General features: G+C 63.6%; 27 protein-coding genes. 16 read left to right on the top strand and 11 right to left on the bottom strand.

The genetic code is table 11. The features are described from left to right. The first annotated feature begins 17 nt into the window (after window positions 1–17). Together ACOGXA_RS05145 and tcmP are read left to right on the top strand one after the other, a co-directional pair. Window positions 18–791: a DUF5131 family protein gene (locus ACOGXA_RS05145; protein ID WP_419926209.1), complete on the top strand. Its 774-nt coding sequence runs from the start codon at window positions 18–20 to the stop codon at window positions 789–791. A gap of 27 nt (window positions 792–818) precedes the next feature. Beyond that, entirely contained in the window at window positions 819–1829 is a 1011-nt protein-coding gene (tcmP, locus tag ACOGXA_RS05140; protein WP_419926208.1) for a three-Cys-motif partner protein TcmP, read from the top strand. Between the two features lie 56 nt (window positions 1830–1885). Here tcmP and ACOGXA_RS05135 read toward each other — a convergent pair whose 3' ends face one another. The 5 genes from ACOGXA_RS05135 to ACOGXA_RS05115 form a co-directional block, all read right to left on the bottom strand. After that, entirely contained in the window at window positions 1886–2155 is a 270-nt protein-coding gene (locus ACOGXA_RS05135) for a hypothetical protein (protein WP_419926207.1), read from the bottom strand. A 37-nt stretch (window positions 2156–2192) separates the two neighbouring features. Beyond that, window positions 2193–2747 (bottom strand): hypothetical protein, encoded by a 555-nt coding sequence (locus tag ACOGXA_RS05130; protein WP_419926206.1) that lies wholly within the window; start codon window positions 2745–2747, stop codon window positions 2193–2195. Window positions 2748–2868: 121 nt separating this feature from the next. After that, a complete protein-coding gene (locus ACOGXA_RS05125) occupies window positions 2869–3024 on the bottom strand; it encodes a hypothetical protein (RefSeq protein ID WP_419926205.1) in 156 nt (51 codons plus the stop codon). 92 nt (window positions 3025–3116) lie between these two features. Continuing rightward, window positions 3117–3401 (bottom strand): DNA-binding protein, encoded by a 285-nt coding sequence (locus ACOGXA_RS05120; protein ID WP_419926204.1) that lies wholly within the window; start codon window positions 3399–3401, stop codon window positions 3117–3119. Window positions 3402–3419: 18 nt separating this feature from the next. Continuing rightward, entirely contained in the window at window positions 3420–3653 is a 234-nt protein-coding gene (locus ACOGXA_RS05115; protein ID WP_419926203.1) for an antitoxin HicB, read from the bottom strand. 408 nt (window positions 3654–4061) lie between these two features. Here ACOGXA_RS05115 and ACOGXA_RS05110 point away from each other — a divergent pair, with 408 nt between their 5' ends. The 4 genes from ACOGXA_RS05110 to ACOGXA_RS05095 all read left to right on the top strand — a co-directional run bounded on the left by ACOGXA_RS05110 (window position 4062) and on the right by ACOGXA_RS05095 (window position 7919). Beyond that, window positions 4062–4433, top strand: coding sequence for a hypothetical protein (locus ACOGXA_RS05110; protein ID WP_419926202.1), 372 nt, complete (start codon window positions 4062–4064; stop codon window positions 4431–4433). Between the two features lie 254 nt (window positions 4434–4687). After that, window positions 4688–5134: a PIN domain-containing protein gene (locus ACOGXA_RS05105; RefSeq protein ID WP_419926201.1), complete on the top strand. Its 447-nt coding sequence runs from the start codon at window positions 4688–4690 to the stop codon at window positions 5132–5134. 7 nt (window positions 5135–5141) lie between these two features. Next, window positions 5142–6686: an AMP-binding protein gene (locus tag ACOGXA_RS05100; RefSeq protein ID WP_419926200.1), complete on the top strand. Its 1545-nt coding sequence runs from the start codon at window positions 5142–5144 to the stop codon at window positions 6684–6686. Window positions 6687–6752: 66 nt separating this feature from the next. Continuing rightward, complete coding sequence (locus ACOGXA_RS05095) at window positions 6753–7919, top strand: aromatic ring-hydroxylating oxygenase subunit alpha (protein WP_419926199.1); 1167 nt, start codon at window positions 6753–6755, stop codon at window positions 7917–7919. On the opposite strand, the gene nadA is transcribed toward ACOGXA_RS05095, so the two are convergent. Next, window positions 7916–9010, bottom strand: a complete 1095-nt coding sequence (gene nadA, locus ACOGXA_RS05090) for a quinolinate synthase NadA (protein WP_419926198.1) — start codon at window positions 9008–9010, stop codon at window positions 7916–7918. The two genes, ACOGXA_RS05095 and nadA, sit on opposite strands and share 4 nt — an antisense overlap. 222 nt (window positions 9011–9232) lie before the next feature. On the opposite strand from nadA, the gene uvrC reads away from it, so the two are divergent. From uvrC to ACOGXA_RS05055, 7 genes are all read left to right on the top strand, one after another. Beyond that, the gene (uvrC, locus tag ACOGXA_RS05085; protein ID WP_419926197.1) at window positions 9233–11092 is read left to right on the top strand and encodes an excinuclease ABC subunit UvrC; all 1860 of its coding nucleotides are present in this window, start codon (window positions 9233–9235) and stop codon (window positions 11090–11092) included. Further along, a complete protein-coding gene (locus ACOGXA_RS05080; protein WP_419926196.1) occupies window positions 11089–11853 on the top strand; it encodes a class I SAM-dependent methyltransferase in 765 nt (254 codons plus the stop codon). The genes uvrC and ACOGXA_RS05080 overlap by 4 nt, the downstream gene beginning before the upstream one ends. A 68-nt stretch (window positions 11854–11921) precedes the next feature. Then, entirely contained in the window at window positions 11922–12794 is an 873-nt protein-coding gene (gene rapZ, locus ACOGXA_RS05075) for an RNase adapter RapZ (protein WP_419926195.1), read from the top strand. 5 nt (window positions 12795–12799) lie between these two features. Then, the gene (locus ACOGXA_RS05070) at window positions 12800–13873 is read left to right on the top strand and encodes an LLM class flavin-dependent oxidoreductase (RefSeq protein ID WP_419926194.1); all 1074 of its coding nucleotides are present in this window, start codon (window positions 12800–12802) and stop codon (window positions 13871–13873) included. Further along, entirely contained in the window at window positions 13870–14121 is a 252-nt protein-coding gene (locus tag ACOGXA_RS05065) for a DUF4258 domain-containing protein (RefSeq protein WP_419926193.1), read from the top strand. Before ACOGXA_RS05070 ends, ACOGXA_RS05065 begins: the two co-directional genes overlap by 4 nt. Continuing rightward, complete coding sequence (locus ACOGXA_RS05060) at window positions 14118–14318, top strand: DUF2283 domain-containing protein (RefSeq protein ID WP_419926192.1); 201 nt, start codon at window positions 14118–14120, stop codon at window positions 14316–14318. The genes ACOGXA_RS05065 and ACOGXA_RS05060 overlap by 4 nt, the downstream gene beginning before the upstream one ends. A gap of 57 nt (window positions 14319–14375) precedes the next feature. Continuing rightward, window positions 14376–15311, top strand: coding sequence for an LLM class F420-dependent oxidoreductase (locus ACOGXA_RS05055; RefSeq protein WP_419926191.1), 936 nt, complete (start codon window positions 14376–14378; stop codon window positions 15309–15311). A gap of 3 nt (window positions 15312–15314) precedes the next feature. Here ACOGXA_RS05055 and ACOGXA_RS05050 read toward each other — a convergent pair whose 3' ends face one another. Genes ACOGXA_RS05050 through ACOGXA_RS05030 form a run of 5 tightly spaced genes read right to left on the bottom strand, consistent with a single transcriptional unit; the run spans window position 15315 to window position 20853 of the window. After that, a complete protein-coding gene (locus ACOGXA_RS05050; protein WP_419926190.1) occupies window positions 15315–16514 on the bottom strand; it encodes a CaiB/BaiF CoA transferase family protein in 1200 nt (399 codons plus the stop codon). Beyond that, window positions 16511–17698, bottom strand: coding sequence for a CaiB/BaiF CoA transferase family protein (locus ACOGXA_RS05045; protein WP_419926189.1), 1188 nt, complete (start codon window positions 17696–17698; stop codon window positions 16511–16513). Before ACOGXA_RS05045 ends, ACOGXA_RS05050 begins: the two co-directional genes overlap by 4 nt. A gap of 1 nt (window position 17699) precedes the next feature. Beyond that, entirely contained in the window at window positions 17700–18512 is an 813-nt protein-coding gene (locus tag ACOGXA_RS05040; protein WP_419926188.1) for an acyl-CoA thioesterase, read from the bottom strand. After that, window positions 18509–19588: an LLM class flavin-dependent oxidoreductase gene (locus tag ACOGXA_RS05035; protein ID WP_419926187.1), complete on the bottom strand. Its 1080-nt coding sequence runs from the start codon at window positions 19586–19588 to the stop codon at window positions 18509–18511. Before ACOGXA_RS05035 ends, ACOGXA_RS05040 begins: the two co-directional genes overlap by 4 nt. 8 nt (window positions 19589–19596) lie before the next feature. Then, a complete protein-coding gene (locus ACOGXA_RS05030) occupies window positions 19597–20853 on the bottom strand; it encodes an amidohydrolase family protein (RefSeq protein ID WP_419926186.1) in 1257 nt (418 codons plus the stop codon). A gap of 134 nt (window positions 20854–20987) precedes the next feature. Here ACOGXA_RS05030 and ACOGXA_RS05025 point away from each other — a divergent pair, with 134 nt between their 5' ends. Genes ACOGXA_RS05025 through ACOGXA_RS05015 form a run of 3 tightly spaced genes read left to right on the top strand, consistent with a single transcriptional unit; the run spans window position 20988 to window position 23415 of the window. Continuing rightward, a complete protein-coding gene (locus tag ACOGXA_RS05025) occupies window positions 20988–21767 on the top strand; it encodes an SDR family NAD(P)-dependent oxidoreductase (RefSeq protein WP_419926185.1) in 780 nt (259 codons plus the stop codon). Next, window positions 21764–23095 (top strand): acyclic terpene utilization AtuA family protein, encoded by a 1332-nt coding sequence (locus tag ACOGXA_RS05020; RefSeq protein ID WP_419926184.1) that lies wholly within the window; start codon window positions 21764–21766, stop codon window positions 23093–23095. The genes ACOGXA_RS05025 and ACOGXA_RS05020 overlap by 4 nt, the downstream gene beginning before the upstream one ends. Then, the gene (locus tag ACOGXA_RS05015; protein ID WP_419926183.1) at window positions 23092–23415 is read left to right on the top strand and encodes an AtuA-related protein; all 324 of its coding nucleotides are present in this window, start codon (window positions 23092–23094) and stop codon (window positions 23413–23415) included. Before ACOGXA_RS05020 ends, ACOGXA_RS05015 begins: the two co-directional genes overlap by 4 nt. Window positions 23416–23432: the final 17 nt, after the last annotated feature.

Here is a 23432-nt window from a genome sequence, read left to right as displayed (position 1 = left end):
ACCGAAAGGCAGCGGTCATGGCCGATCGAACCGGTATCGAGTGGACCGAGACAACTTGGAACCCAACCACCGGATGCGATCGCGTCTCCGTGGGCTGCGACAACTGCTACGCGCTCACCCTTGCCAAGCGCCTCAAGGCCATGGGCAACCCCAAGTACCAGAACGACGGCGACCCCAAGTCCAGCGGCCCAGGCTTCGGCCTGACCCTTCACGACTACCAACTCGAGCTTCCCTACCGCTGGAGAGCACCTCGTTTGGTCTTTGTGAACTCAATGAGCGACCTCTTTCACAAAGACGTGCCGCTGGAGTTCATCCAGAAGGTCTTCGCCGTCATGGCCGACACTCCCCAGCACACCTATCAAATCCTGACTAAACGCTCGAAACGCCTTGCTGCTCTCGCCGAAGAGTTGGATTGGCCTTCGAATGTGTGGATGGGTGTTACTGTCGAGAACGACCGCTACATCTTCAGAATCGACCACCTCCGCTCCGTAGATGCCGCAGTCCGCTTCATCAGCGCCGAGCCTCTGCTAGGCCCGCTCTTTGATCTCGACCTCTCAGGAATCAGCTGGCTGATCGCCGGAGGCGAGAGCGGCCACGGTGCCCGTTCCATAGAAGAAGCATGGGTCCGTGACCTACGCGACCAGTGTGCCGTTACCGACACCGCCTTCTTCTTCAAACAATGGGGTGGCCGCACCCCCAAGGCAAACGGCCGCACACTAGACGATACCCATTACGATGAAATGCCGTCTACAGTTCCGGACTCTACACGCCAAGCAACTTGCGTCTACTGAGAGCAGGTATAAGCAGCCTTGAGCCAGGTGAATCGAGAATGGGGCTTCTGGAGTGAAGTCAAGCTGGACGCACTAGAGAGGTACTTGAAACGCTTCACGACTGCATCTAGGTCTGCACAAACGGTCCTGTATCTTGATCTGTTCGCAGGGTCGATCCTCAACGTGCGCCGTGACCAGCCCAATAGGACCTTTGAAGGTTCGACGGTTCGTGCGCTCAGGACGGAGCCGGCATTCACTCATTTGCGTTTTTTTGAGTTGGAATCCAAGGCTGAGAGTCTTGGCAACCATTTGGATCAGCAGTTCCCAGGAGATGAACGATACAGGGTGATACCAGGGGACTGTAATGCCTCAATTGCCCAATCCCTGTCAGAGTTAAGAAGTGAGGGACTGGACTGGTCGCCTACTTTCGCATTTATTGATCCAGATGCATTTGAATTGTCATGGACAACACTCTCATCCCTGGCCTCTTTCAAGAATTCGCAAGCCCGGACAAAAGCAGAGATGCTTATCTTGCTGTCTCACACTAGTATTCCTCGTTTAGCAGGATGGGATTCTGCCATGGGACTAGATGAAACTTTATCCCTATCGACAACTACTTTCTACGGGACATCAGTCTGGCGACAGATCTTTAACAGGCGCATTCAATATGGACTTAGTGCGAACGACGCTCGAGGTTTGTACACAGATCTCTTTCGACATAGGCTCCAATATGTATTGGGCTACCGGCAAACGCTATCAATTGAGATGAGGAATGAGCGTGGCTCTCCTGTCTATGTGCTTGTATTTGCAACAGATCATGATGCGGGTGTCCGTATAATGTCCTCAGTGTTCGAGCAAGCTAGGGAACAGTCGGCAGAGTACAGGGCCGAAATAGCTGATAGGCGTAAGCGGCAACAACTCGACGAGAGAGGAGAAATCCCTCTCCTTGATATGACGGATCCAGCATTGCAGCCGCAACCAATATATTTTGAATCTACTCAGACCGATGACGAGCCAGTCCTTCCTGACTGGCTCATGAGTGCGCTGGATCAAGAGTAGAATATGTGGCCTACCGAGCGGCCTTGAGTGATCGGTCGAATTCTCAGTGGCCGGCTTCACTCGGCTCGTTCAGGTGCCGGCGGGTCAGATCGGCCGGCCTGGGAAGCGGGTGCTTTTGGCGGCCACTCGACGCCTGGCTCAGGAAGTGGCTTGCCCCGAGCCAGCAAGTGCTCGACCGTCTCGGCAACCACAGCCCGAATTCCCGCCTCTGCTGCCTCCCGATCCGGTTCCAGCCAGCTGATCAAGGGGAAGCCGTCGCACAGGCCGACCCACTCGTCATCCTCGTCAGACCACTCGGTCCAGAACCGGTATTGATCAATCGTCATGGTGCTCCACCATCGTTTCAATGATAGGAGGGTTCTTCTACTTGGCTGCTGCTGCGTAGGCCTCGGTCAGAGCCGCAAGCAGTTCATCGCTGATATTTCGGGTCGTGTTCCCCTGGCCAATCCGGGTTTCCGCTAGATTCTCGATTTGCTCGATGAAGTCAGGTGCCTTCTTTTTAAAAACTGTTCTCCAGAACTGGAGGGAGGTGCCTCCGTCGTTCCAAATGGTGACTAGGCCGGCGTTCTCAGTTTTGAGCCGCGGCAGGAGGGTGAACCGCTTGGATCCCTTCCCTTCGTACGTGGCGAGATTGACAAGGCCCTGTTTCTCGAGGTCACGAGCCCATTGAAGAAGTTGGCGCAGTGGCGCCTGGTCCTCTGAGGAGGACTGACTGATTGTGGCCTCGAATTTCTCACTTCCGGGATGAAGTATGCCGGTTTCCTGGCTGCGGGACTTCTTGACAGTCATTTCGTGACGCTCGGGAGTCACACGCTGGGGAACCACCACTGACGTGCCATCGACGGCGTAGGAACTCACGGTGGCGAGGTCGACGACCAACTTGTCGGTGACGTGTCCCAGGTAGGCCACAAGGGTCATCAATTCTGCTAGTTCTTGGGACTGGCATTCGTAGTCAGGGTCATAGCAAAGATCGCGGGACATACAGTTTCACGACCGTCCGGGATTGGGGACGGGCACTCGGCCTAGGCCGTATCGCAGGTCACAGCGAAGGATCGATGATCTGGTCGATGTCGCGGTGCATCTTGTCGGGGTTGACGTGGGGAAGGTGGTGCCAGCGGTCGAGCCAGGCTTCACGGTCTGGGCCCTGGTGGTGCCCGTGACGAGGTTCTGTCTCGGGATGGTAAGATTGGGTCACACCAAAAGTCTATTGCCTGATTGGCGCTGCCCTGACGGCGATTTGGCTCGATTGCTCCCCGTTTAGTCATCGCTTGGGAGATTGACAGTCAGTCAGGGGCGAGACGCTGGAGCGGCAAGGAGGCGTAGGCCGAGGGCGTCAAGCACCTTGAGTACTGACCCGAGTTCGAGATCCTTGCAGATTGACAACTCGTCGGGCATGAGCCCTGCATCCTCTACGACCTCTGCCTTGCCTTGGGCGCGGGCGATGTCCTTGAGGGCAGCGACCGTCAATTCTGGGTTGCTCTCGGCGAGAACGGTATCCAAGTAGGCAACCATGTCGTCCTCAGTCCGCAGGTGATCCGATGCGTTCCAGGGGCGCGTCCGTGCTATTCCCACTTGGGCTCTCCTATCGACCTAAAGGTGCTGCGCTGCCACTTGAGGCGGCCACGTCACTCCAGGCTCTGGCAGCGGCTTGCCTTGAGCCTGTAGGAGTTCGATGGCTTCGGCGACCAGAGCCCGGATGCCTGACTCCGCCGCTTCCCGATCTGGCTCCAGCCAGCTGATTAGGGGAAACCCGTCGCACAGGCCGACCCACTCGCCATCCTCATCAGACCACTCGGTCCAGAACCGATACCGATCAGTTGCCATCGCATTTCTCCTTCTCATCTAACGCTCGGAGCGCCTGGCGTACCTGATAGGGCTTCGCCTTGCCTTTGCGGGGCTGAAGAACCAGCAAAGGGTGATCCATCCACGGAGTGTTATAGATCAGGTGGCTGCCCTTGCGTCGCCGCGGCTTGCCAAAGCATAGGTCGCAAACAGCGACCAGGTCAGCCCACGAAACATCATCCGGGTTGTTCCGGATTCTCTGCAATCGCTTTTCGTCTCGTGTCATCTAGCTTGAGCGAGGCACTGCGGGTTGGAAGGATTCATACTGCTGACCCAATGTCGAAATATTCATTTGACTTATAATATATGGATATATATTGTAATAGCTAGATATTATCGCACCCGGTGATCAGGGTGCCCAGGCAGTTCGCACAACGAGGAAAGCTCATGATGGGCACGGGCCTGATGGTGGCGTCGTACGGGTCTCTCGGGTTGATGATGTTCAACCTGGGGTTGTTGTACCCCTACTTGAGGAACAAGTGGTACCGGCGAAAGCTGAAGAAAGTGCGGGTCGTCGGACCTGATGGGACGGCGGTAACCAAAGATGACATCCGACGAGAGCTCATGCGGGATCCGGTGGCCAGTGACCTGTTCACCAGCGACGACACGCCTGACGACGTGGCCCGCTACCTGTTCCTGGAAGCTGAGCGGCGGGCCATGCTGCGCAAGTGCAACCGGCTCGAAGACGATGAGAACGACTTCTTCGCCCCTCCCAGGCGCGGTGGCCCCGACCCCGGTTTCCGCGGTTGCAACGAGTTGTGAGGATTCTGGTCTTCTTTGTCGGCCGTCCGGTCATCTTTGATCATGTGTATATTTGAGCACATGCGATTACACATACAGCTTGAGGACGAGTTGGTCGAAGACTTGGATCGCAGAGCTGGTCCTCGCAAACGGAGCGCGTTTATTGCCGCTTTGATTCGTCGCACTCTTGAAGATGAGCGACGGTGGGATGAAATTGAAGCGTCTTTGGGATCTATTGCCGACAGCGGACATGAGTGGGATGAAGAGCCCGCTGCGTGGGTTCGGGAGCAGCGGCGCAGCGACCCGAGACGGTCGGGCTGAGTGTGTCGCGCCTGCTTCTTGACACAACAGTGCTGATCGACGCGCTAAGGGAACGGGCCGCGGCAAAACGTCTGAGAGCACTGAGGCGACAAGGGGTCGACCCGTGGGTATCTGCGATATCGATTGAGGAAATCTGGCGTGGTTTGCGCGCTGAGGAAGAGATGGCAGCAAGCCGTTTGGTCGAGGCGCTTAGGCTCGCCCCGATAGGAGTTGCCGAAGCTCGACGGGCGGGTCGCTGGCGACGTGAATACGCGGCAGAAGGCATCACCCTTCACCAAGCGGATTGTCTAATAGCCGCCGCAGCAATTGGTGTCGGAGCGGCGCTGGCCACGGCAAACGTCAGGGACTTTCCCATGCCTGAAGTAGACGTGCAGAATTGGCCTTCCACTACAGGGGAGTAGGCCACGCATGTATCCGGGGAAGCACGCCCAAACCATGCCGGACAAGGCGGCGCAGATCATGGCCTCCACGGGGGAGGTCACCACCTACCGGGAGCTCAACGACGCCGTCAACCGGCTTGCCCAGCTCCTCTACGAGCGGGGGTTGCGGGAGGGCGACCACATCTCGATATTCGCCGAGAACAACCGCCGCTTCTACGAGGCCTTTTGGGCGGCGATGACCTCGGGGCTGTACTTCACCACCATCAACCGCTATCTGTCGCCTGAAGAAGCGGCCTATCTGGTGAACGACAGCGGCTCCACCGCGCTGATCACCACCGCGGCGATGGCCGATCCTGCCACCAAGATGCTCGACATCATCCCCGATTGCCAGCACAAGCTGATGATCGACGGCGCCGCCGACGGCTTCGAGTCATACGAAGACGCGGTGGCCGCCATGCCCGCTGAGCCGCTGCTCCGTTTGCCCAAGGGCGAGGTGATGCTGTACTCGTCGGGCACCACCGGCCGGCCCAAGGGGATCCTGCGCCCCCTGACCGGCCTCGCCATCGACGATTCCAGCCTCTCGGGCATCGGCATGCTTGAGCACCACCTCCTGGGAATGGATGAGAGCTCGGTGTATCTCACCCCGGCACCGCTGTATCACTCGGCCCCCCTCATGTATAGCGCCGGGGTACACGAGCTGGGCGGCACGCTGGTGATCATGGACCGTTTCGACCCGGAGCGCTTTTTGGCCTACGTCGAGCAGTATTCGGTGACCGACACCCAGATGGTGCCCACCATGTTCATCCGCCTGCTCAAGCTGCCTGAGGAGGTCCGCAACCGCAACGACCTCTCGTCGCTGAAGATGGCGGTCCACGCTGCTGCTCCTTGCCCGGTAGCGGTCAAAGAGCAGATGATCGAGTGGTGGGGTCCGATCGTCCACGAGTACTACGCCGCCACCGAGGGCAACGGGCTGTGCTTCATCGGCGCCGAAGACTGGCTTGGGCACAAGGGGTCGGTGGGCAAGGCGATCATGGGAATCCCCCACATTTGCGACGACGACGGCCGAGAGCTCGGACCCGGAGAATCCGGCGTCGTCTACTTCGAGCGGGAATCACCGACCTTCGAGTACCACGACGACCCGGAGAAAACCAAGGACTCCCGCCATCCCCGACACGACAACTGGTCCACGGTGGGCGACGTCGGCTACCTCGATGAAGAGGGCTACCTCTATCTCACCGACCGGGCCACGTTCATGATCATCAGCGGGGGGGTCAACATCTACCCCCAGGAGATCGAGGCCTGCTTCGCCCTGCACCCCAAGGTGGCCGATGTGGCTGTGTTCGGGCTGCCCGACGAGGAGATGGGGGAGTACGTCCACGCCGTGGTGCAGCTCGAGGACGGAATCGAGCCGTCCGATTCCCTGGCCGAAGAGCTGCGCAGCTACGTCCGCCAGCAGCTAGCCGGCTTCAAGGTGCCCCGCGAGGTGGACTTCCGGGCCGACTTCCCCCGTCTGCCCACCGGCAAGCTCTACAAGAAGCCCCTGCGCGAGGAATACCTGGCCCGCCAGTCGTGAAGACCGGCCGCAACAGCGGCCCAGTCTGGTTCCAAGTCAGATTTCCCCACTGGGTAGGGTTGACTGATGGCCTACACCGACGACGCGATCCGGGACTTGACCCGCCGGGTCTTCGATCTGTGGCAGGACGACACCACCGACCTGGCCCCCGACGTGATGCGCCAGTCGGTCCACGCCTACCTCGACCAAGAACGCTTCGAGTTCGAGTCCGGCCGCATCTTCAAGCACCTGCCGCTGGCGCTGGCCCTCGGATCGGAGCTGCCCGGCCCCAACACCTACAAGGCCATGGACGTCATGGGCGTTCCGGTGCTGCTCACCCGAGGGGCCGACGGCGCGGCCCGGGCGTTTCTGAACGTCTGCCGCCACCGGGGGTCGCCGCTGTGCGAGCCCGGATCGGGGTCGGCTCAGCGGCTGAGCTGCCCCTACCACGCCTGGTCCTACGACACCGCCGGCGACCTGGTGGGCATGTTCGGGGCCCACACCTTCGGCGACGTCGACCGAGACCACCTGTCGCTCACCCCACTGGCTTGTGCCGAGAAAGCAGGCTTCGTGTTCGCCTGCCTCACGCCCGGTGTCACTTTCGACATCGACACCTTTCTGGGCGACTTCGCCCCCTACGTCGCCGCCCTCGACCTCGACCAGTGGCACATCTACGAGCAGCGCACCCTCGACGGCCCAGGCTGGAAGGTGGCATGGGACGGCTACCTGGAGGGCTACCACCAGGAGCGGCTCCACCCCAAGACCGTCGGGCTGAACACCATCGGCAATCTCATGGCCCACGACACCTGGGGTCCCCACCAGCGCATCGTGTTCGGCCGCAAGTCGCTGCCCAAGCTGGTCGGCCAGCCCGAGGATGAGTGGAACCTCGACGAGCACATCCGCTTGATCCACTCGATCTTCCCCAACGTCTCGATCTCCGGGATCCTGGGCGACTACTGCCTGCTGAGCCAGCTGTTTCCCGGCCCGACCGTCGACACCAGCCTCACCATCCAAACAGTGCTGTGCCGCCACGAGCCATCCACTGATGAAGAGCGCGAAGCAGCCGGGCAGTTCAGCGCCCTAGTGCTCCAAGCCGTGCGCGACGAGGACTACTGGGTGGGCTTCCAGATCCAAAACGCCCTCAAGAGCGGGGCCACCGCCGAGGTGCTGTTCGGGCGCAACGAGCCGAGCTTGCAGCACTACCACCACGCGGTGGAGCGCTACGCCGAGCTGAGCGTGGACCGGGAGAACTAGGTAATACTGAGCATCCGGTCGAGAGCGATGCGGGCGTCGGCCGCGGTCTCGGGGTCCACGGTGATGCGGTTGCGCACCTTGCCCTCTGCCAGACCCTCCAGCGTCCAGGCCAGATGGGCGGCGTCGATGCGGAACATGGTCGAGCACGGGCAGATCAGCGGGTCGAGCGACACCACCGTCTTGTCCGGCATCTCGTCGTTCAGCCGGTTCACCAGATGGATCTCGGTGCCCACGCTGATCACCGAGCCAGAAGGAGCCGCGGCCACCGCCTTGATGATGTAGTCGGTGGAGCCCACCTGATCGGCTAGGGCGCACACCTCCCGGCTGCATTCGGGGTGGACCACCACGATCCCGTCGGGGTGCTCGGCCCGGAAGGCGGCCACGTGGTCGGGCTGGAACCGCTGGTGTACCGAGCAGTGCCCCTTCCACAGCAACAGCACCGACTCCTTGCACTCGGCCTCGGTCAGGCCCCCCAGGTCGAAGCGGGGATTCCACACCGCCATGTTGCCCTCGTCGTAGCCCATGTCGAACCCGGTGTTGCGCCCCAGGTGCTGGTCGGGGAAGAACAGCACCTGGTCGCCTCGCTTCAGTGCCCAGTCGAGCACCGCTCGGGCGTTTGACGACGTACACACCGCCCCGCCGTGGCGGGCCACGAACGCCTTCAGGTTGGCGGCCGAGTTCATATAGGTGATGGGCACCACTTGGTCGATGTCGGTCACCCTGGCCAGCTCTTCCCAAGCCTCTTCCACCTGGTCGATGTCGGCCATGTCGGCCATGGAGCAGCCCGCGTTCAAATCCGGGAGCACCACCTGCTGGTGGTCGCCGGTCAAGATGTCGGCTGATTCGGCCATGAAGTGGACGCCGCAGAACACGATGTAGGTGGCTTCGGGGCGCTGCTGGGCCAGCACCGACAGACGGAAGGAGTCGCCCCGGGCATCGGCCCAGGCCATGACCTCGTCTCGTTGGTAGTGGTGTCCGAGAATGAACAGCCGGTCGCCCAGGGTCTCCTTGGCGTCGGCGATCCAACTCGCCAACTGTTCGGGCGATGCCGCTGTGTACCGCTCAGGTAGCGGTCGCTGAACGCGCAACATGTTTTGGAAACCTCCGTGAGGTTAGAGAACTCCAATTAGCGGCCGGTGGGGGCAGCCAGGTCGCCTCGCCACGGGGATGTCGGCCTCAGAGTTAGATATGTCGCCGGAAACCTGGCCAGCGTGGGGAAAATGATACCCGTCCCGAACACAGAGTCAAAGGGCAAACGACAGGGTCGACTCAAGGGCAACCGGGGCTGGTCCGGCTCATAGGATGGGAAGGGCATGTTGAAGCGCCCGCCCCCTGGCACCATCCCCGACGCCGCGGGCTCATACCAGTTCAAAGACCGGCACGGACGCCTCATCTATGTGGGCAAGGCCAAGAACCTGCGGTCCCGGCTGGGCAGCTATTTCCAGAACCCGGCCTACCTGGCTCCCCGCACCGCCCAGATGGTGGCCGAGGCGGAATCGGTGGAGTGGATTCAGGTCGATACCGAGGTGGAGGCGCTGATGCTGGAGTACAGCCTCATCCAGCAGCACCAGCCCCGGTTCAACGTCCGCTACCGGGACGACAAAAGCTACCCGTTCCTGTGTGTGACCATGGTGGACGAGTGGCCCCGGGCCATGGTCATCCGGGGTCGCAAGAAGAAGGGCAACCGCTATTTCGGCCCTTACGGCCACGCCTACGCCATCCGCGAGACCCTCGACCAACTGCTGCGCACCTTCCCCATCCGCACATGCAGCGACAACAAGTTCAACCACCACGCCCGGCTGGGCCGACCGTGCTTGCTGTATCACATAGAGAAGTGCGCCGGACCGTGCGTGGGCGAAGTGGAGCGGGGGCACTATGACGAGTTGGTGGACGACCTGCTGGCCTTCCTGGGTGGCGACACCGATGAGGTGGTGAAGCGGCTGGAGGACGACATGGCCGAGGCCGCGGCCGCTTTGCAGTTCGAACAGGCCGCCCGCTGCCGTGATCGGCTGGCCAGCGTGCGCAAGGCCATCGAGGGCCAAGAAATGGTGGGGGGCCGCTCGGAGGACTACGACGTGGTCGGCCTGGTGGACGACGAACTGGAGGCCGCTTGCCAGGTGTTCTACGTCCGCAAGGGCCGGGTGATGGGCCGGCGGGGGTTCATCGTGGACAAAGCCGGCCAACTCAGCCGCCCCGAGCTGGTGAGCCGGGTGCTGGAAAGGCTGTATTTCGAGGACAACCCGCTGGGCGGCCCCAAGCAGGTGCTGGTACCCGACCTGCCCGACAACCAGGAGCTGTACGAGGAGTGGCTGCGGGAGCAGCGGGGGTCCAAGGTGGGCATCTCGGTGCCCCAGCGGGGGGCCAAGCGCAAGCTTCAAGAGACGGTGGCCCGCAACGCGGCCGATGCGTTCACCCGCCACCGGCTGAAGCGGACCACAGATCACAACAGCCGGGCGCGGGCGCTCAACGACCTTCAAGAGTGCCTGGGCCTGCCCGAGGCCCCGCTGCGGATCGAGTGCTACGACATGAGCCACCTCCAGGGTTCGGACTATGTGGGCTCGATGGTGGTTATGGAAGACGGGCTGCCCCGCAAGTCGGAATACCGCCGGTTCAAGGTGCGCACGGTGGACGGCAACGACGACTACGCAGCCATGGAGGAGGTGCTCACCCGCCGGTTGTCCAACTACCTGGCCGAGCGGGATCGGCCGGTGGAAGAGCGGGGGAAGTTCGCCTATCCGCCTCAGCTGTTGGTGGTGGACGGCGGCAAGGGGCAACTAGGCGTGGCCGAGCGGGTGCTGGCCGAGTTGGGCCTAGACGGCGAGATCTTTCCGGCCGGGCTGGCCAAGGAGTTCGAGCAGGTGTTCGTGCCCAGCCAACCCCAACCGGTGGAGATTCCCCGACCGTCGGAGAGCCTGTACCTGTTGCAGCGCATTCGAGACGAGAGCCATCGCTTCGCCAACGACTATCACCGCCACCTGCGGGGCAAGCGGATGACGAAGTCGTCGCTAGATGGGATCGAAGGCCTCGGCCCGACCCGCAGAACCCGGTTGGTCAAAGAGCTGGGCGGAGTGCGAGCGGTGGAGCGGGCCTCGCTCGACGACTTGATGGGGCTGAGCTGGCTCCCCGACGCGGTGGCCCATGCGGTGTACGAGAAGCTCCACGGCCCGCAATGACCGGAGAGCCCTCTAGCGAAGCCCCGGATCATGGCCTGTGGGAGCAACACGCCGGATGGTGGCAGTCGCAGTGTACCGATGGGGCCGACCCCGAGTACGCCGAGCTGATCGTTCCGCTGGCCGCTGAGCTTCTGGCCGGTTACGACCGCGTGCTGGACATCGGCGCCGGCGAGGGGCAGCTTTCCCGCCTAGCGGCCGGGCTGGGAGCGTCCCTGGCAGTCGGGGTCGACCCCACACGGGCGCAGATAGTCGAGGCCGCCTGCCGGGGAGGGGGAGCGGTCTACGCCAGAGGACAGGCCGAGGCGCTGCCGCTGGCTGATCAGTCGTTCGACGCCGCAGTGGCCTGTCTGGTGTTCGAGCACATCGACGCCATGGACGCCGCAGTGGCCGAGGCCGCCCGGATGCTGCGCGACGGCGGGCGGTTCCTGTTGTTCTTGAATCATCCACTACTGCAAACCCCCGACAGCGGGTGGATCGACGACCACATTCTCGACCCGCCCGAGCAGTACTGGCGGATTGGTCCGTATCTGCGGGAGAGCGTGATGATCGAAGAGGTGCAAAAGGATGTGTTCCTGCCTTTCGTACACCGCCCGCTCAGCCGATACGTCAATGCACTGCGCGACGCAGGGCTGGCCATCGACCGCATGCTGGAGCCCGCCCCGCCGCCGGGGTTCCTGGCCGCGGCCCCGGAATACGTCCAGGCCGAGACCATTCCCCGCCTGCTGGTGCTGGTGTGCCGGAAGGAACCCCAGTCGTCCTAATCCGTCCTTTCACCCCCGGGATTCGGGAATACCAAGAGCAATCCCATTTCGGCCATTAGCCTGAAGTGGTGGCCGAGTTCGTGGTGATCACCGGGATGTCGGGCGCTGGCCGATCACAGGCTGCCAACCACTTCGAAGACCTGGGTTGGTATGTGGTGGACAACCTGCCGCCTGCGCTGCTGCCCAAGGTGCGGGAGTTCGCCGACGCCCCCGACAGCGGCGTCTCCCGGGTGGGCCTGGTGCTGGGGCTGAACCTCTACTACGAGGATGTGGCCCCCGCACTGGTCGAGCTCAAGGATTCAGCCGAGGGATCGGTGCGCATCCTTTTCCTTGATGCTTCAACCCCTGAGCTGGTGAAGCGATTCGAGAGCACCAAGCGCCGACATCCGTTCTCCAGCGTCCCGCCGATGGGAGTGTCTGACGCCATCGAGGCCGAGCGTGAGGCTTTGGTCAACCTGCGCAGCGAGGCCGATGTGGTGGTGGACACCTCCGAGTACAGCATCTACCAGCTAAACCGCTTCATCGACGAGGTGTTCGACTTGGACGCCGGGCCCGAGTCGGTGACCACCCGGATCATGTCGTTCGGCTTCAAGCACGGCATCCCGCTCGATGCCGACCTGGTGTTGGACTGCCGCTTTCTGCCCAACCCCCACTGGGTGGAAGAGCTCCGCCCGCTCACCGGTCAACACGAGGCGGTGAAGGACTTCCTGCTCAACGGCCAGCCCATGGCCGAGACCTTCCTGCAAAAGACCGAGGATCTATTGACCATGCTGGTGCCCGCCTACGTGCGGGAGGGCAAGTCGTATCTCACCATCGCCTTCGGCTGCACCGGGGGCCACCACCGCTCGGTCTTCGTGGCTGAAGACATCAACCGCCGTCTCATCAACAACGCAGAACTCGGCGTCCGCCCCCTCGTCATCCACCGGGACATCGACAAATAGCCCGGGTGGACAGCGGGCAGGATCGAGTGGGCGGGGTGTCGGCGAAGGAGGTCGAACACCAGTCGAAAGCGGTGAGATTCGGCCTGCTGTTGACCTCGGTACACGACCGGTCGGTGCCCGTAGGCCAGCAGACCGCCGAGCACCACGAGCTGATCTCAGTTGCCGTGGATCATGGGTTCGACCTGGTGGTGGCCGGCCAGCACTTTGCGGCACCGACGCTGCGCTACCTCCAGCCCATCCCGTATCTGACCTCGATTGCCATGCAGTTCCCGACGGTCGAAGTCGCCACCGGCGTTCTGCTGCTGCCCTTGCATCATCCCCTCACCGTTGCCGAGGAAGTGGCCACCATGGACGCGGTGACCGGCGGGAGGGTGATCATGGGAGTGGGGATCGGCTACAGCCAAGACGAATTCGACGCCTTCGGCGTAGACCGCACTACCCGGACCGAGCGATTCGAGGAGTCAGTGGAGGTCATCCGAGGGCTGTGGGCCGGGCAGCCCCTAACCCACTATGGCCGCTTCTACCAGCTAGACAACATCGAGTTGTCCACGCTTCCGGTACAGCAGCCCCACCCTCCGATCTGGGTCGGGGCCCAGGTGGAGGCGTCGGTGCGCCGTGCTGCCCGGTTGGGCGACGCCTGGTACGCCGCGCCGTTTCCAACCCACCGGCAGCTCGTCGATCTCTATCGGGCCTATCGGGAAGAGCGGGCGGCTCACGGCCATCGAGCGCTCACCGCCATCCCAGTCCGCCGGGAGGTCTACATCGCCGACAACCCGGTTGAAGCCGAAGCCGCAGTGTCGTCGGGGGCGGCGTCGCGCTATGGCACCTATCGCTCGTGGGGGCTCGAGGTGGACAACGGCCTCGGCCACCGCGATTGGCTGGACAACCGGTTCGTGCTCGGCAGCCCCTCTGATGTGGCCGAGGGGCTCTCCTACCTCATGGCCCAGGTCGAGCACTCGCACTTCATCTACAAACCGCAGTGGCCGGGATACGACCATGCCCACGCCATGGCTCAACTCAAGCGGTTCGGCGCCGAGGTGATCCCGCTATTGTCCGGCACGAACCATCCCGCCCTATGAAGCTGGCATACACCCTGCACGCACTGCATGTGATGGAGGAACGCGGGATCCCCGCAGAGTGGGTGGAGCGGGCAGTGGCGACGCCTCAGCGGCGGACACGGGACTCCCATGATGAGTCTGTAGAGCGTTTCTTCATACGTATCCGCGAACGCGGCGATAAAGTGTTGCGGGTGGCGGTCAACACCGAGTCAGATCCCTGGCGTGTGGTCAGCACGTTTTTTGACCGTTCAATGCGAGGACAGCTATGAAACTTCAAGTCGACAAGCAGGCCGACGCTTTGTACCTTCGCCTCGATGACTCTGCTGTTGTTGAGTCCGTTGAGGTAGTGCCCGGAGTCGTTTTGGACTTCAACCAGGCTGAGGATGTTGTCGGCGTAGAGATGCTCCGGCTTTCCACGCGGTCACCGGAACTCAACCTTTCGGCGCTGCAATTCGAGACGATCTAGGCGCATCTTCTGCCTGATCGGGGGCTATTGAACCCTGGCCAATGGAGGGCAGGGCCTATGGGATCGGACAATACGCCATACCGGGGTCCAAAGATCGGCCTCTGCCTGCCCTATGAAGGCCCGGCCACGGCTCAAGACATCGTGGACGTCGCTCAAGCCGCAGAGTTGGCCGGGCTGGACTCGGTGTGGGTGGGCGACCACATCGCATTCCCGGTGGAGTTCTCCTCGCCGAACCCCACCACGGCCGATGGCAAGTACCCCTATCCCACCGACAACCCCCGGATGGAGGCCCTCACCACCTTGGCCTTTGTTGCCGGGGCGACATCCACCATCCGGCTCGCGGTCAATGCCTGCGTGCTTCCCCAGCGCAACCCCGTGATCGTCGGCAAGGCCGTGGCCACTCTCGACTACTTGTCGGGGGGACGGGTGATATTCGGAGTAACCCTCGGGTGGCTCCGCGAGGAGTTCGACGCCCTCGGTGCCGACTACCCCCGGCGTCGGCAGTTGCTGGAGGACGGCATCGAGATCCTGCGCACCCTGTGGGAACAAGACCAGCCCTCCTTTGCGGGGGAGACCCATTCGTTTTTGCCCCTCAACATGAGGCCCAAGCCGGTGCAGTCGCCGGTGCCCATTTTCGTGGGCGGCCACTCGCGGCCCGCTCTCCGCCGGGCCGCAGCAGTAGGAGACGGCTGGTTGGCCGCCCGAATGACTCCAGATGGGTTGCGGGAGCACGTGAGCTTTTTGCGCGAAGAGCGCAAGCAATCGGCCCGGGCCGACCAGCCGTTCACCGTGGCCACCACCTGGCCAGCGGCAGTAGGGGGTCACAACCCCAACGTGCTCGACCTCGGTGATCGGAACGCCACGGTGAGCACTCTGGCGGCGCTGGGCGAAGCCGGGGCCGACGTCGTCAACATGGTGGTCGTCTCCTATGACCCCGCCGAGACCCGGGATGCGGCCGAAGCTCTGGGCCAGCATTTGGGTTCGGGCCAGTAGGGGTCAGGCCGAGCCCGCCACTCCAGCCTCGACCATGGCTGCGATTTCCGCGGGGCTGTAGCCGGCCTCGGCCAGGATCTCCTCGCTGTGCTGGCCCAGCACCGGTGGGGGGCTGGTGATCGCGCCGGGGGTGTCGTGCAGGCCGATCACCGGGCCCAACTGCGGAATCTCGCCCAGGGTGGCGTGGTCCACCGACTGCACCAGCCCGGCCTGCTGCACCTGGGGATGGTTGAGGATTTGCGAAAAGGTGTGGACCGGCCCGAACAGCCCCCGGTGCTGGTTGAACGACTCCTCCCACTCGGCGCTGGTCCGGGTGATGAAGATGCCTTGCAGGTACTCGGTGAGCTCGGCCCGGGCGTCCACCCGCTGCTGGTTGGTCAGGTAGCGCTCGTCGGTGGCCAACTTCGGCTTCCCGATGGACTGGCAGAAGCGCTCCCACCCGTCTGCGCCACCCCATACCCCGGCCACGATGTAGCCATCGGCGGTCTGGAACGCCTCATAGGGCACCACCACGCTGTGGGCGCTGCCGTGGCGCTCCGGATCGCCGCCGTCCACCCAGTGCGAAGCCAGCCGGGTGGTCAGCGACGACATCAGGGCAAACAGCATCGACACGTCGATCATCTGGCCCTTGCCGGTTTGCTGTCGGGCGAACAGCCCGAGCATGGCGGCTTGGGCGCTGACCAAGGCTCCGGTGAAGTCGGCCATCGGGACGCCGACCAGGTTGGGTCCCCGATCAGGCTCACCGGTTACCGACATCACGCCTGAGACCGCCTGGACCACCGGGTCGGTTCCCGGGTAGGGGGCCAGCGGACCCTTGGGGCCGAAGGCGGTGAGGGAGACATACACGATCTGATCGTTGATGGCCGACAGGGTGTCGTAGCCAATGCCGATCTCGTCGGCGACACCGGGCCGGTAGCTGGTGACCACCACATCGACGGTGGCGGCCAGCCGGTGGATGGCCTCGAGCCCTTCGGGTTTGCGCATGTCCAGAGCGAGGCTGCGCTTGCCCCGATTCCAGATGAGGAACAGGGCGCTCTCCCCGTCGACGAACGCGGTGCCGATGCCTCGGCTGCCGTCGCCGTGGGGGAGGCTCTCCACCTTGATGATGTCGGCCCCGTAGTCCCCCAAGATCATGGTGCCATAGGGGCCGGCCATGTGGCGGGTGAAGTCCAGCACCCGGATTCCGTCTAGGGGCCTCGTCATGTCGTATCTCCCGAGAGGTCTTCTCCGACGAGCTGGCCTAAGCCGACTTCGGCCAGGATCTCGTCGGTGTCGGCACCGAGGTCGGGGGGTGGCGGCAAGTCGGCGAGGTTGGGTAGAGCAGCCTCATCGGGATCGGAGGAAAGCTGCACCGGCGAGGCCGCCATTTGGACCCGGCCATCGGGCACTTCGGTTCCTCTGAGCACTCGGTTTACCTGGGCGTGCTCACTGTTGACTGCCTCGTCGAGGGTGAGAATGGGAGCGAACGGGATCTCGGCCTCGTCGAGGAGGCGGTTCCACTCGTCGAAAGTACGCCGGCTGAAGGCCTCGGCGATCAGCGGGTACTCGTCGTCGTGTCCGAAGTCCATGCTGTGGGTCCACTCCCCGCGATCTCGGAGTTGGGCCAGCCCGGCCAAGTCGCAGAACCGCTCCCAGGCGACCTTCTCCAACGGGCAGATGAGCAGCGCCCGAGCGTCGGAGGTGGCATACATGGAGTAGCGCGACCCGAGGGAGCGGTACTCGTGCCAGGGCTCGTCGTTGTTGGCCCAGGTGTTCACGTCGCGCCAGTTCCACCACAGAGCGGTGTTCCAGATCGAAGTATGCACGAACTGCGGTCCGCCGCCCCGGTCTCGCTTCACGATGGCGGCCAGCACCCCCATGGCGCCGAAGACGCCGGCCAGCATCACGCCGGCTGAGCGCCATCCGACCCGGGTCTGGGGCTGGCCGTCGGTCCACTCGATGTCGACCCGTCCGGCCAGCGCGTCCATGTTCTGGCCGTGGGCCTTGTACTCGGCCCACGGTCCCGTGAGGCCATAGCCCGAGATCACGCAGTACACCAGTTCAGGGTTGGCCTCGAGCAGGGTGTGGAAGTCCAGGCCCCGTCCGACGGCGTCCTTCGGGCGGGCGCCGACGATTACCGCATCGGCCCACGCAGTCACCCCGGCCACCACGTCGGCCCAGTGGGGCGAGCGGGTGCTGACCGCGATGCTGCGGGTGCCGGGATTGAGGGCCAAGTGCAGGTCGCTGATCCCGGCGATCTTGGGCTCGTTCCCCCGGTTGCCATCGCCCTGAACAGGATGTTCGACCTTGATGACGTCGGCGCCCATCTCCACCAGCAGGTGCGAGGCCAGCGGCCCCGACATGTGGGTCGAGAAGTCCACGATCCGAAGCGGCTCCGGCTGGGTCATGTCAGCTTTGTCCGAGGATGGCCAGGATCTGGCGGGACTGGCACAGAAGCGTGCCGTCGGGGGCCCAGATGTCGAGGTCCCAATCTAGGTAGCCGCCCCGCACCAGCCCGGTGCGCGACCGCAGCAGCACCATGTCGTCGGCCTGCACGGTGGACAGATCGGCTCGGAAATAGGTGGTGTGGTCGAGCGTGGCGGTGGTGTACATACGGTCGAGGCGCACCCACCACCCCATCATCCCGATGTCGCCGATCATCAGCAGGCCGGGGGCGTCGATGGGGCGGGCCTGGATAAAGCCAGCCCAACCCACCCGTTCCATGGGCCCGTCGGGCGCGGTGAACGGTTTCGGTCCGAGGCGGTCTTGCATGACCACGTTGTCGCCGTACGGAAAGGCGAATTCGGGCACAAATCCGTCCGTCTCCCGTCCTGGGGTGGGCGGCGCCACCTCGGGCATGGGCAGTTCGTCGAACTCGGGGCTGGGCCGGTCGGTGGCGAAGCTGGCCAACGCGGTGGCGATCAGCTTGCCCTGTTGCACCACTTTGGCCGCCGTGCTCACGAGGGTGCGGCCGGTGCGCAGCACTTCGGTCTGCACCTCGTAGTCGCCTTCGCCCGGCGCCCGCAGCAGATGGGCGGTGAACGACAGCGGCCGGTACTGGGGGTCGGTGACCGTGGCCGCGAGACCGGCCATCAATTGCGCCTCCACCAGTCCGGCGGGAACCCGGCCCGAGGCCATCCACGACGGGGGAGTGGCGGCGCGGAACAGGCCTTCGCCCAACGGAGTGTGGGCGATGGCCTCGTCGAATGAAGCTGATGTCACATGGCCTCCAATGCCTCGGCGACCTCGTCGGCCACGGGAGCCAGCGAAGCAGGAATGTCCTCGATGGGCATAGGCGGGACTTCGGCCAGCGCGGGTATGACCTCGCGGCCCATGGTGTCGAGGTAGTCGATCACCTCGTCGATGTGCATTTCGGGCCATTGGGGCTTGACCACGAACGGGTCTATCGGAAGCTCTCGGGCCACCTCGGTGAAGTGGTCGATCACCTCTCGGGCCGTGCCAACGGCCACCGAGCCTTTCACCTCGTCGAAGAAGTTGTTCACGAGCGCTTCCTCGTCCAATATGTCGAGCTCCTTGCGGGCGTAGGTGAGATAGCGGTCTTTGCTGACTTCCACAAAGCTGGCGATGGCCTGCTCGGTAGTGGCGCCGACGAAGGCGTTGCGCCGCAGGGGTTGGTGGCCCATCGGCTTGCCCCGCTCAGCAAATCCGGCGGCCATGATGCCCAAACGGACCCGCATCTCATCGATGTCGTATTCGGGCGGGATGATGAAGCGGTCACCCACTCGGCCAGCCCGCCGAGCCCCCTTGCGGGAGTGCGCTCCCATCCAGATGGGGGGATGGGGCTGCTGCACGCACTGTATATGAGGGGTAGCGCCCTGAATCCGCCAATGCTGGCCGTGGTAGTCGAAGTCCTCCATGGCCCAGCACAGCTTCATGATGTCGAGGCACTCGTCGAACAGGCTCACACGCTTGTTGAACGGGACATTCATCAAGTCGAACTCTTCGCTCCGGTATCCGAGCCCCAGGCCGATGTCCAGCCTTCCCCGGGTAACGATGTCGAGGGTGGCCAGTTCCTCGGCCAGGATCACCGGGTGGTACTTGGGGGCCAGCAGCACGGTGGCGGCCAGCCGCACGTGGTCGTCGATCTCCGCGGCCAGGCGGGCCAGGAGGGGGACCGGCTGGAGCCAGCGCAGGTCGCCGTACAAGAAGTGCTGCCCGATCACAAAATGGCTGAGGCCGTTGCGCTGTCCGGCCTCCACTTGGCGCAGGATGCCGTCGAACTGCTCGATCGGGTCAACCTCACGCGGCACGTCGCTGATGATCATGCCGAACTGCATGGAAGCCTTTAGACCTCGATGCCGTAGAGCTCGGCCGCGTTGTCCTGGAGCACTCGGCGCCTCACATGGGGGTCGACGTCGGCCAGCACCCGGGCGAAGTGCTCCCGGGTGGAGGGGTACAGGCAGGTCGGGTGGGGGACGTCGGTCTCCACCAGAACGTTTTTGACCCCGATGTCTTCGATGAGCTTGGCCGGGGCCGACTTCTCGAACCAGAACATCACCCAGATGTGGTCGTTGAAGTACTCCCGGGGGCGGCGGGCACAGACGGCCACCTCGTGGGCCTCGGTGACCATCTCGTCGTACTGGTACTCGAGGGCTTCGAGGATGAACGGGACCCAGCCGATGCCGCTCTCCGCGGAGACCACCTTGAGGTTGGGATAGCGGTCGAACAGATCGCTCATGCACAGGTTGACGATGATGCGCACGTTGCTCATGTACATCTGGGTGGCGTGGATGGCCAGCCGGCGCTGGTGGTCGAACTGGCCCCACCAGGTCTTGGGGGCGTCGGGGATGGGGCGGGGGAGGTCCTCAGGGCCGACCTCACCGCCGACCCGGGCCTGTTGGAAGCGGGCGCCCCGGATGGTCTCCATCTCGGCCCGGCTCATGCCGGCGCCGATGTGGAAGTTGGCCACCGCTCCCGTTTGGTTGAACACGTCCCACATGGGCTCGAAATAGGGCTCCCACAGCTCGGGAAGGCCCACCATCTCGGGCTTGTCGGAGAGGGTGAACCCGGTGATGCCCTTGTCCAGCAGCCGGGCCATCTCGGCCACGGTGAATTCCATGTCCCAGATCGGCAGCATGGCCTGGGGAAACAGCCGGCCGTTGGATTCGTGTTGCACGTCGACGAAGAAGTCGTTGTAGATCTCCAGAACCATCCGCCGTTGGGCCAGATCCTCGATGGCGAAGACGTGGTTCGACGAGAAGCCGACGCCGTTGGGGTAGAGGATCTGGGCATGGACCCCGATCTCGTCGCAAAGCTCGAGCCGTTCCTTCACCGCCCAGGCACTGGTGTCGATTACGTCGAAGGGCTGGACCACATGGCTGCCCAGGATCTTCTCGTGGCCCGTCTGGATGGTGTTGCCGCCGGTGCTGGCCCACAGCTCGCCGTCGAGGTACCAGGCGGTGACGCCGTTGACGGTCTTCTGCACCGGTACTCGGTCTTGCATTGCTGCCGGTGCCCGCGAAGTCCACAACTCAGGCGGCTCGGTGAAGTGGGAGTCGCAGTCGATGATCTTCAAGCCGTCAAGCGGGTCGTGTGGGTCCATGGACTTCTCTCTCGTGGTCATTCCTAGGTTGACGCTGTCGCGAACCTAGCTAGCCGAATAGTAGGTTCTCGCCCTTCAGGTAGCATCCCTGCCCGTACTGATTGAACAAGCGGCCAGTACGGCGGCTACGTCGCATGGGGGTTGAAATGGGAGTGCTGGAAGGACGGGTGGCAGTGATCACCGCGTCGGGCTCGGGAATGGGTCGGGCCGCTGCGCTCCGCATGGCCGGCGAAGGCGCCCATGTGGTGGTGGCCGATCTTCGCGCCGATGCCGCGGCTGAGACCGTTGATCTGATCGCCAAAACCGGGGGAGCGGCCAGCTCATTCGTGCTCGATGTCAGCGATGTGGCCCAGATCGATGCGCTGATGGCCGAGGTCGGCTTAATCCACCACAAGATCGACGTGCTCTACGCCCACGCCGGTATTCCCGGTCCCGCCGGGCTGGATATGAGCGAGGCCGACTACGACGAGACCGCCGCCATCAACATGAAGTCGGCCTTTTTCACCGTCGCCCGGGCTGTGCCCTTATTGGAGGCGTCGGGCAATGCATCGGTCATCCTCACCGCCTCGACGTCGGGCGTGGTGGGCTCGCCGTTCTCGCCGCTCTACTCCATGACCAAGGGGGCAATCGTCACGTACGGAAAGTCGCTGGCCCTGGCGCTGGCCCCCAACGTCCGGGTAAACGTCATATGCCCCGGCCCGGTGGACACCCCCATGCTGCCGTTGTTCTTCGGGCGGGAGCCCGGTACCGACGTCAAGCCCCTCATGAAGGAGTTCTTGGAGACCTCAGTGCCACTGCAACGCCCGTCCCAACCCGAGGAGATCGCCGAAGTGGCCCTGTTCTTGGCCAGCGACGCCAGCAGCTTCGTGACCGGGGTCACTTTGCCGGTCGATGGCGGCTACCTGGCACGATGACTCGCAGGAGCATCTCGATTGGCAGCGGGTCGGCGTATTCCACCGATCGGCTGGACTGGGCACAGGAACTGGCCGACAGCGGCCTGGTGGATTACATGGGATTCGACTGCCTGGCCGAGCGGACGATGGCGCTGGCCCATGTGCGCCGCCTGGATGATGAGACCACCGGCCACGACCAGCGCATCCCTGAGCTCATGCGCCGCTTCGCCGGGTTCTTGGGGCGAGGCGGCAAGATGGTTGGCAACTTCGGCGCCGCCAATCCGACTGCGGCGGCCGACGATGTGCTTCGGGGGCTGAAGGCAAACGGCGTCACAGGGGTGCGGGTCGGGGTAATCCACGGCGACGATGTGCTCGACCATGTGCTCGATCAAGATTTAGAGCTGCCCGAGATGGGGGTGACCGCTCAGGCCATCGCCGCCCGGGTGGTGTCGGCCAATGCCTACATCGGCGCCGATCCCATCGTGGAACTCCTGGACGAGGGGGCGCGTTTCGTCCTCGGCGGCCGCATCGCCGACCCCTCGCTCTATGTTGGGCCGATCGCCTATGAGATGGGCTGGGCGCTGGATGACTGGGACAAGATGGGCACCGCAACCCTCGTCGCCCACCTGCTGGAATGCGGCACCCACGCCACCGGCGGGAACTACGTCGATCCTCCCTACCGGGTGCTCGACGACATCGTCCACCTCGGATTTCCCCTGGCCCACGTGAGCGACGACGAGCTGATCATCGCCAAGCTGGAGGGCACCGGCGGGGCGGTGGACATCGGCACCATGAAGACCCAGCTGGCCTATGAGATCCACGACCCGGCCGCCTATCTCACCCCCGACAGCACCGCGGATTTCACTCAAGTATGGGTGGAAGAGGTGGGCCCTGACCGGGTGCGGGTCGGCGGTGCGGCTGGCCATCCCCGCCCCGACACGCTCAAGGTGCTGGTGGGCGTGGATGAGGGATGGAAGGTGGTGACCGAGATCTCCTATGGCGGCCCGGGCTGCGTCGAGCGGGCGCAACTGGGCGCCGAGGTGGTGACCAAACGCCTAGAGCCGCTCCAGTCGGGCATAGACGAGATCCGTTATGACCTCCACGGGATGAGCGCCCTGTTCGAAGGCCAGCTTCCCGGTGGCGAACCGGCTGAGGTGCGCCTGCGGATCGCGGCCCGCTGCGATGACCGGGAGACCGCCGATGCGGTGGCCTTTGAGGGCCAATTCCTGTGGATGGGCCCGGCGGGCGGCGGCGGAGTCAACACCCAGATGGCCCCGGCCATCGGCGTCACCCCCGCGCTGTTGCCCCGCGACGATGTGAAGCTGATCACCGAGGTGATCGAGGCATGAAGCTGCGGGAGTTCGCCTACAGCCGCTCCGGCGACAAGGGCGACATATCGAACCTCTGCGTGTTCGTCTACGACGATGACAACTGGGACGTGCTGCGACGCGAGCTCACCGTCGAAAAAGTACGGGAGAAGTTCGGCGGCCTGGTCAAAGGCGAGATCACCCGCTATGAACTACCCGGCACCAAAGGCCTCAACTTCGTCATGACCGAGGCCCTGGGTGGGGGAGTGTCCCGCAGCCTGCGCACCGACCCCCACGGAAAGTCCTACCAATCCCTAATCCTCGACATCGACATAGACACCGACACCGAGATCAAGCGGTAGCTCGGCTGACAGACCAC

Origin of the sequence: Candidatus Poriferisocius sp. (assembly GCF_965208475.1) — a bacterium.
GTDB lineage: Bacteria > Actinomycetota > Acidimicrobiia > Acidimicrobiales > Bin134 > Poriferisocius.
The sequence above is the reverse complement of the archived record's forward strand: the minus strand, read 5'-3'. Positions and strand labels throughout refer to the sequence as shown.

What these genes read in the sequence shown, in the direction of transcription:
- uvrC (WP_419926197.1), top strand. Translation starts at nt 9,233, where the DNA reads ATGTTGAAGCGCCCGCCCCCTGGCACCATCCCCGACGCCGCGGGCTCA.
- ACOGXA_RS05080 (WP_419926196.1), top strand. Translation starts at nt 11,089, where the DNA reads ATGACCGGAGAGCCCTCTAGCGAAGCCCCGGATCATGGCCTGTGGGAG.
- ACOGXA_RS05015 (WP_419926183.1), top strand. Translation starts at nt 23,092, where the DNA reads ATGAAGCTGCGGGAGTTCGCCTACAGCCGCTCCGGCGACAAGGGCGAC.
- ACOGXA_RS05135 (WP_419926207.1), bottom strand. Translation starts at nt 2,155, where the DNA reads ATGACGATTGATCAATACCGGTTCTGGACCGAGTGGTCTGACGAGGAT.
- ACOGXA_RS05095 (WP_419926199.1), top strand. Translation starts at nt 6,753, where the DNA reads ATGGCCTACACCGACGACGCGATCCGGGACTTGACCCGCCGGGTCTTC.
- ACOGXA_RS05050 (WP_419926190.1), bottom strand. Translation starts at nt 16,514, where the DNA reads ATGACGAGGCCCCTAGACGGAATCCGGGTGCTGGACTTCACCCGCCAC.
- ACOGXA_RS05065 (WP_419926193.1), top strand. Translation starts at nt 13,870, where the DNA reads ATGAAGCTGGCATACACCCTGCACGCACTGCATGTGATGGAGGAACGC.
- ACOGXA_RS05030 (WP_419926186.1), bottom strand. Translation starts at nt 20,853, where the DNA reads ATGGACCCACACGACCCGCTTGACGGCTTGAAGATCATCGACTGCGAC.
- ACOGXA_RS05115 (WP_419926203.1), bottom strand. Translation starts at nt 3,653, where the DNA reads ATGGCAACTGATCGGTATCGGTTCTGGACCGAGTGGTCTGATGAGGAT.
- ACOGXA_RS05035 (WP_419926187.1), bottom strand. Translation starts at nt 19,588, where the DNA reads ATGCAGTTCGGCATGATCATCAGCGACGTGCCGCGTGAGGTTGACCCG.
- ACOGXA_RS05055 (WP_419926191.1), top strand. Translation starts at nt 14,376, where the DNA reads ATGGGATCGGACAATACGCCATACCGGGGTCCAAAGATCGGCCTCTGC.
- ACOGXA_RS05045 (WP_419926189.1), bottom strand. Translation starts at nt 17,698, where the DNA reads ATGACCCAGCCGGAGCCGCTTCGGATCGTGGACTTCTCGACCCACATG.
- ACOGXA_RS05130 (WP_419926206.1), bottom strand. Translation starts at nt 2,747, where the DNA reads ATGACCCTTGTGGCCTACCTGGGACACGTCACCGACAAGTTGGTCGTC.
- ACOGXA_RS05110 (WP_419926202.1), top strand. Translation starts at nt 4,062, where the DNA reads ATGGGCACGGGCCTGATGGTGGCGTCGTACGGGTCTCTCGGGTTGATG.
- ACOGXA_RS05025 (WP_419926185.1), top strand. Translation starts at nt 20,988, where the DNA reads ATGGGGGTTGAAATGGGAGTGCTGGAAGGACGGGTGGCAGTGATCACC.
- ACOGXA_RS05145 (WP_419926209.1), top strand. Translation starts at nt 18, where the DNA reads ATGGCCGATCGAACCGGTATCGAGTGGACCGAGACAACTTGGAACCCA.
- ACOGXA_RS05100 (WP_419926200.1), top strand. Translation starts at nt 5,142, where the DNA reads ATGTATCCGGGGAAGCACGCCCAAACCATGCCGGACAAGGCGGCGCAG.
- nadA (WP_419926198.1), bottom strand. Translation starts at nt 9,010, where the DNA reads ATGTTGCGCGTTCAGCGACCGCTACCTGAGCGGTACACAGCGGCATCG.
- ACOGXA_RS05060 (WP_419926192.1), top strand. Translation starts at nt 14,118, where the DNA reads ATGAAACTTCAAGTCGACAAGCAGGCCGACGCTTTGTACCTTCGCCTC.
- ACOGXA_RS05020 (WP_419926184.1), top strand. Translation starts at nt 21,764, where the DNA reads ATGACTCGCAGGAGCATCTCGATTGGCAGCGGGTCGGCGTATTCCACC.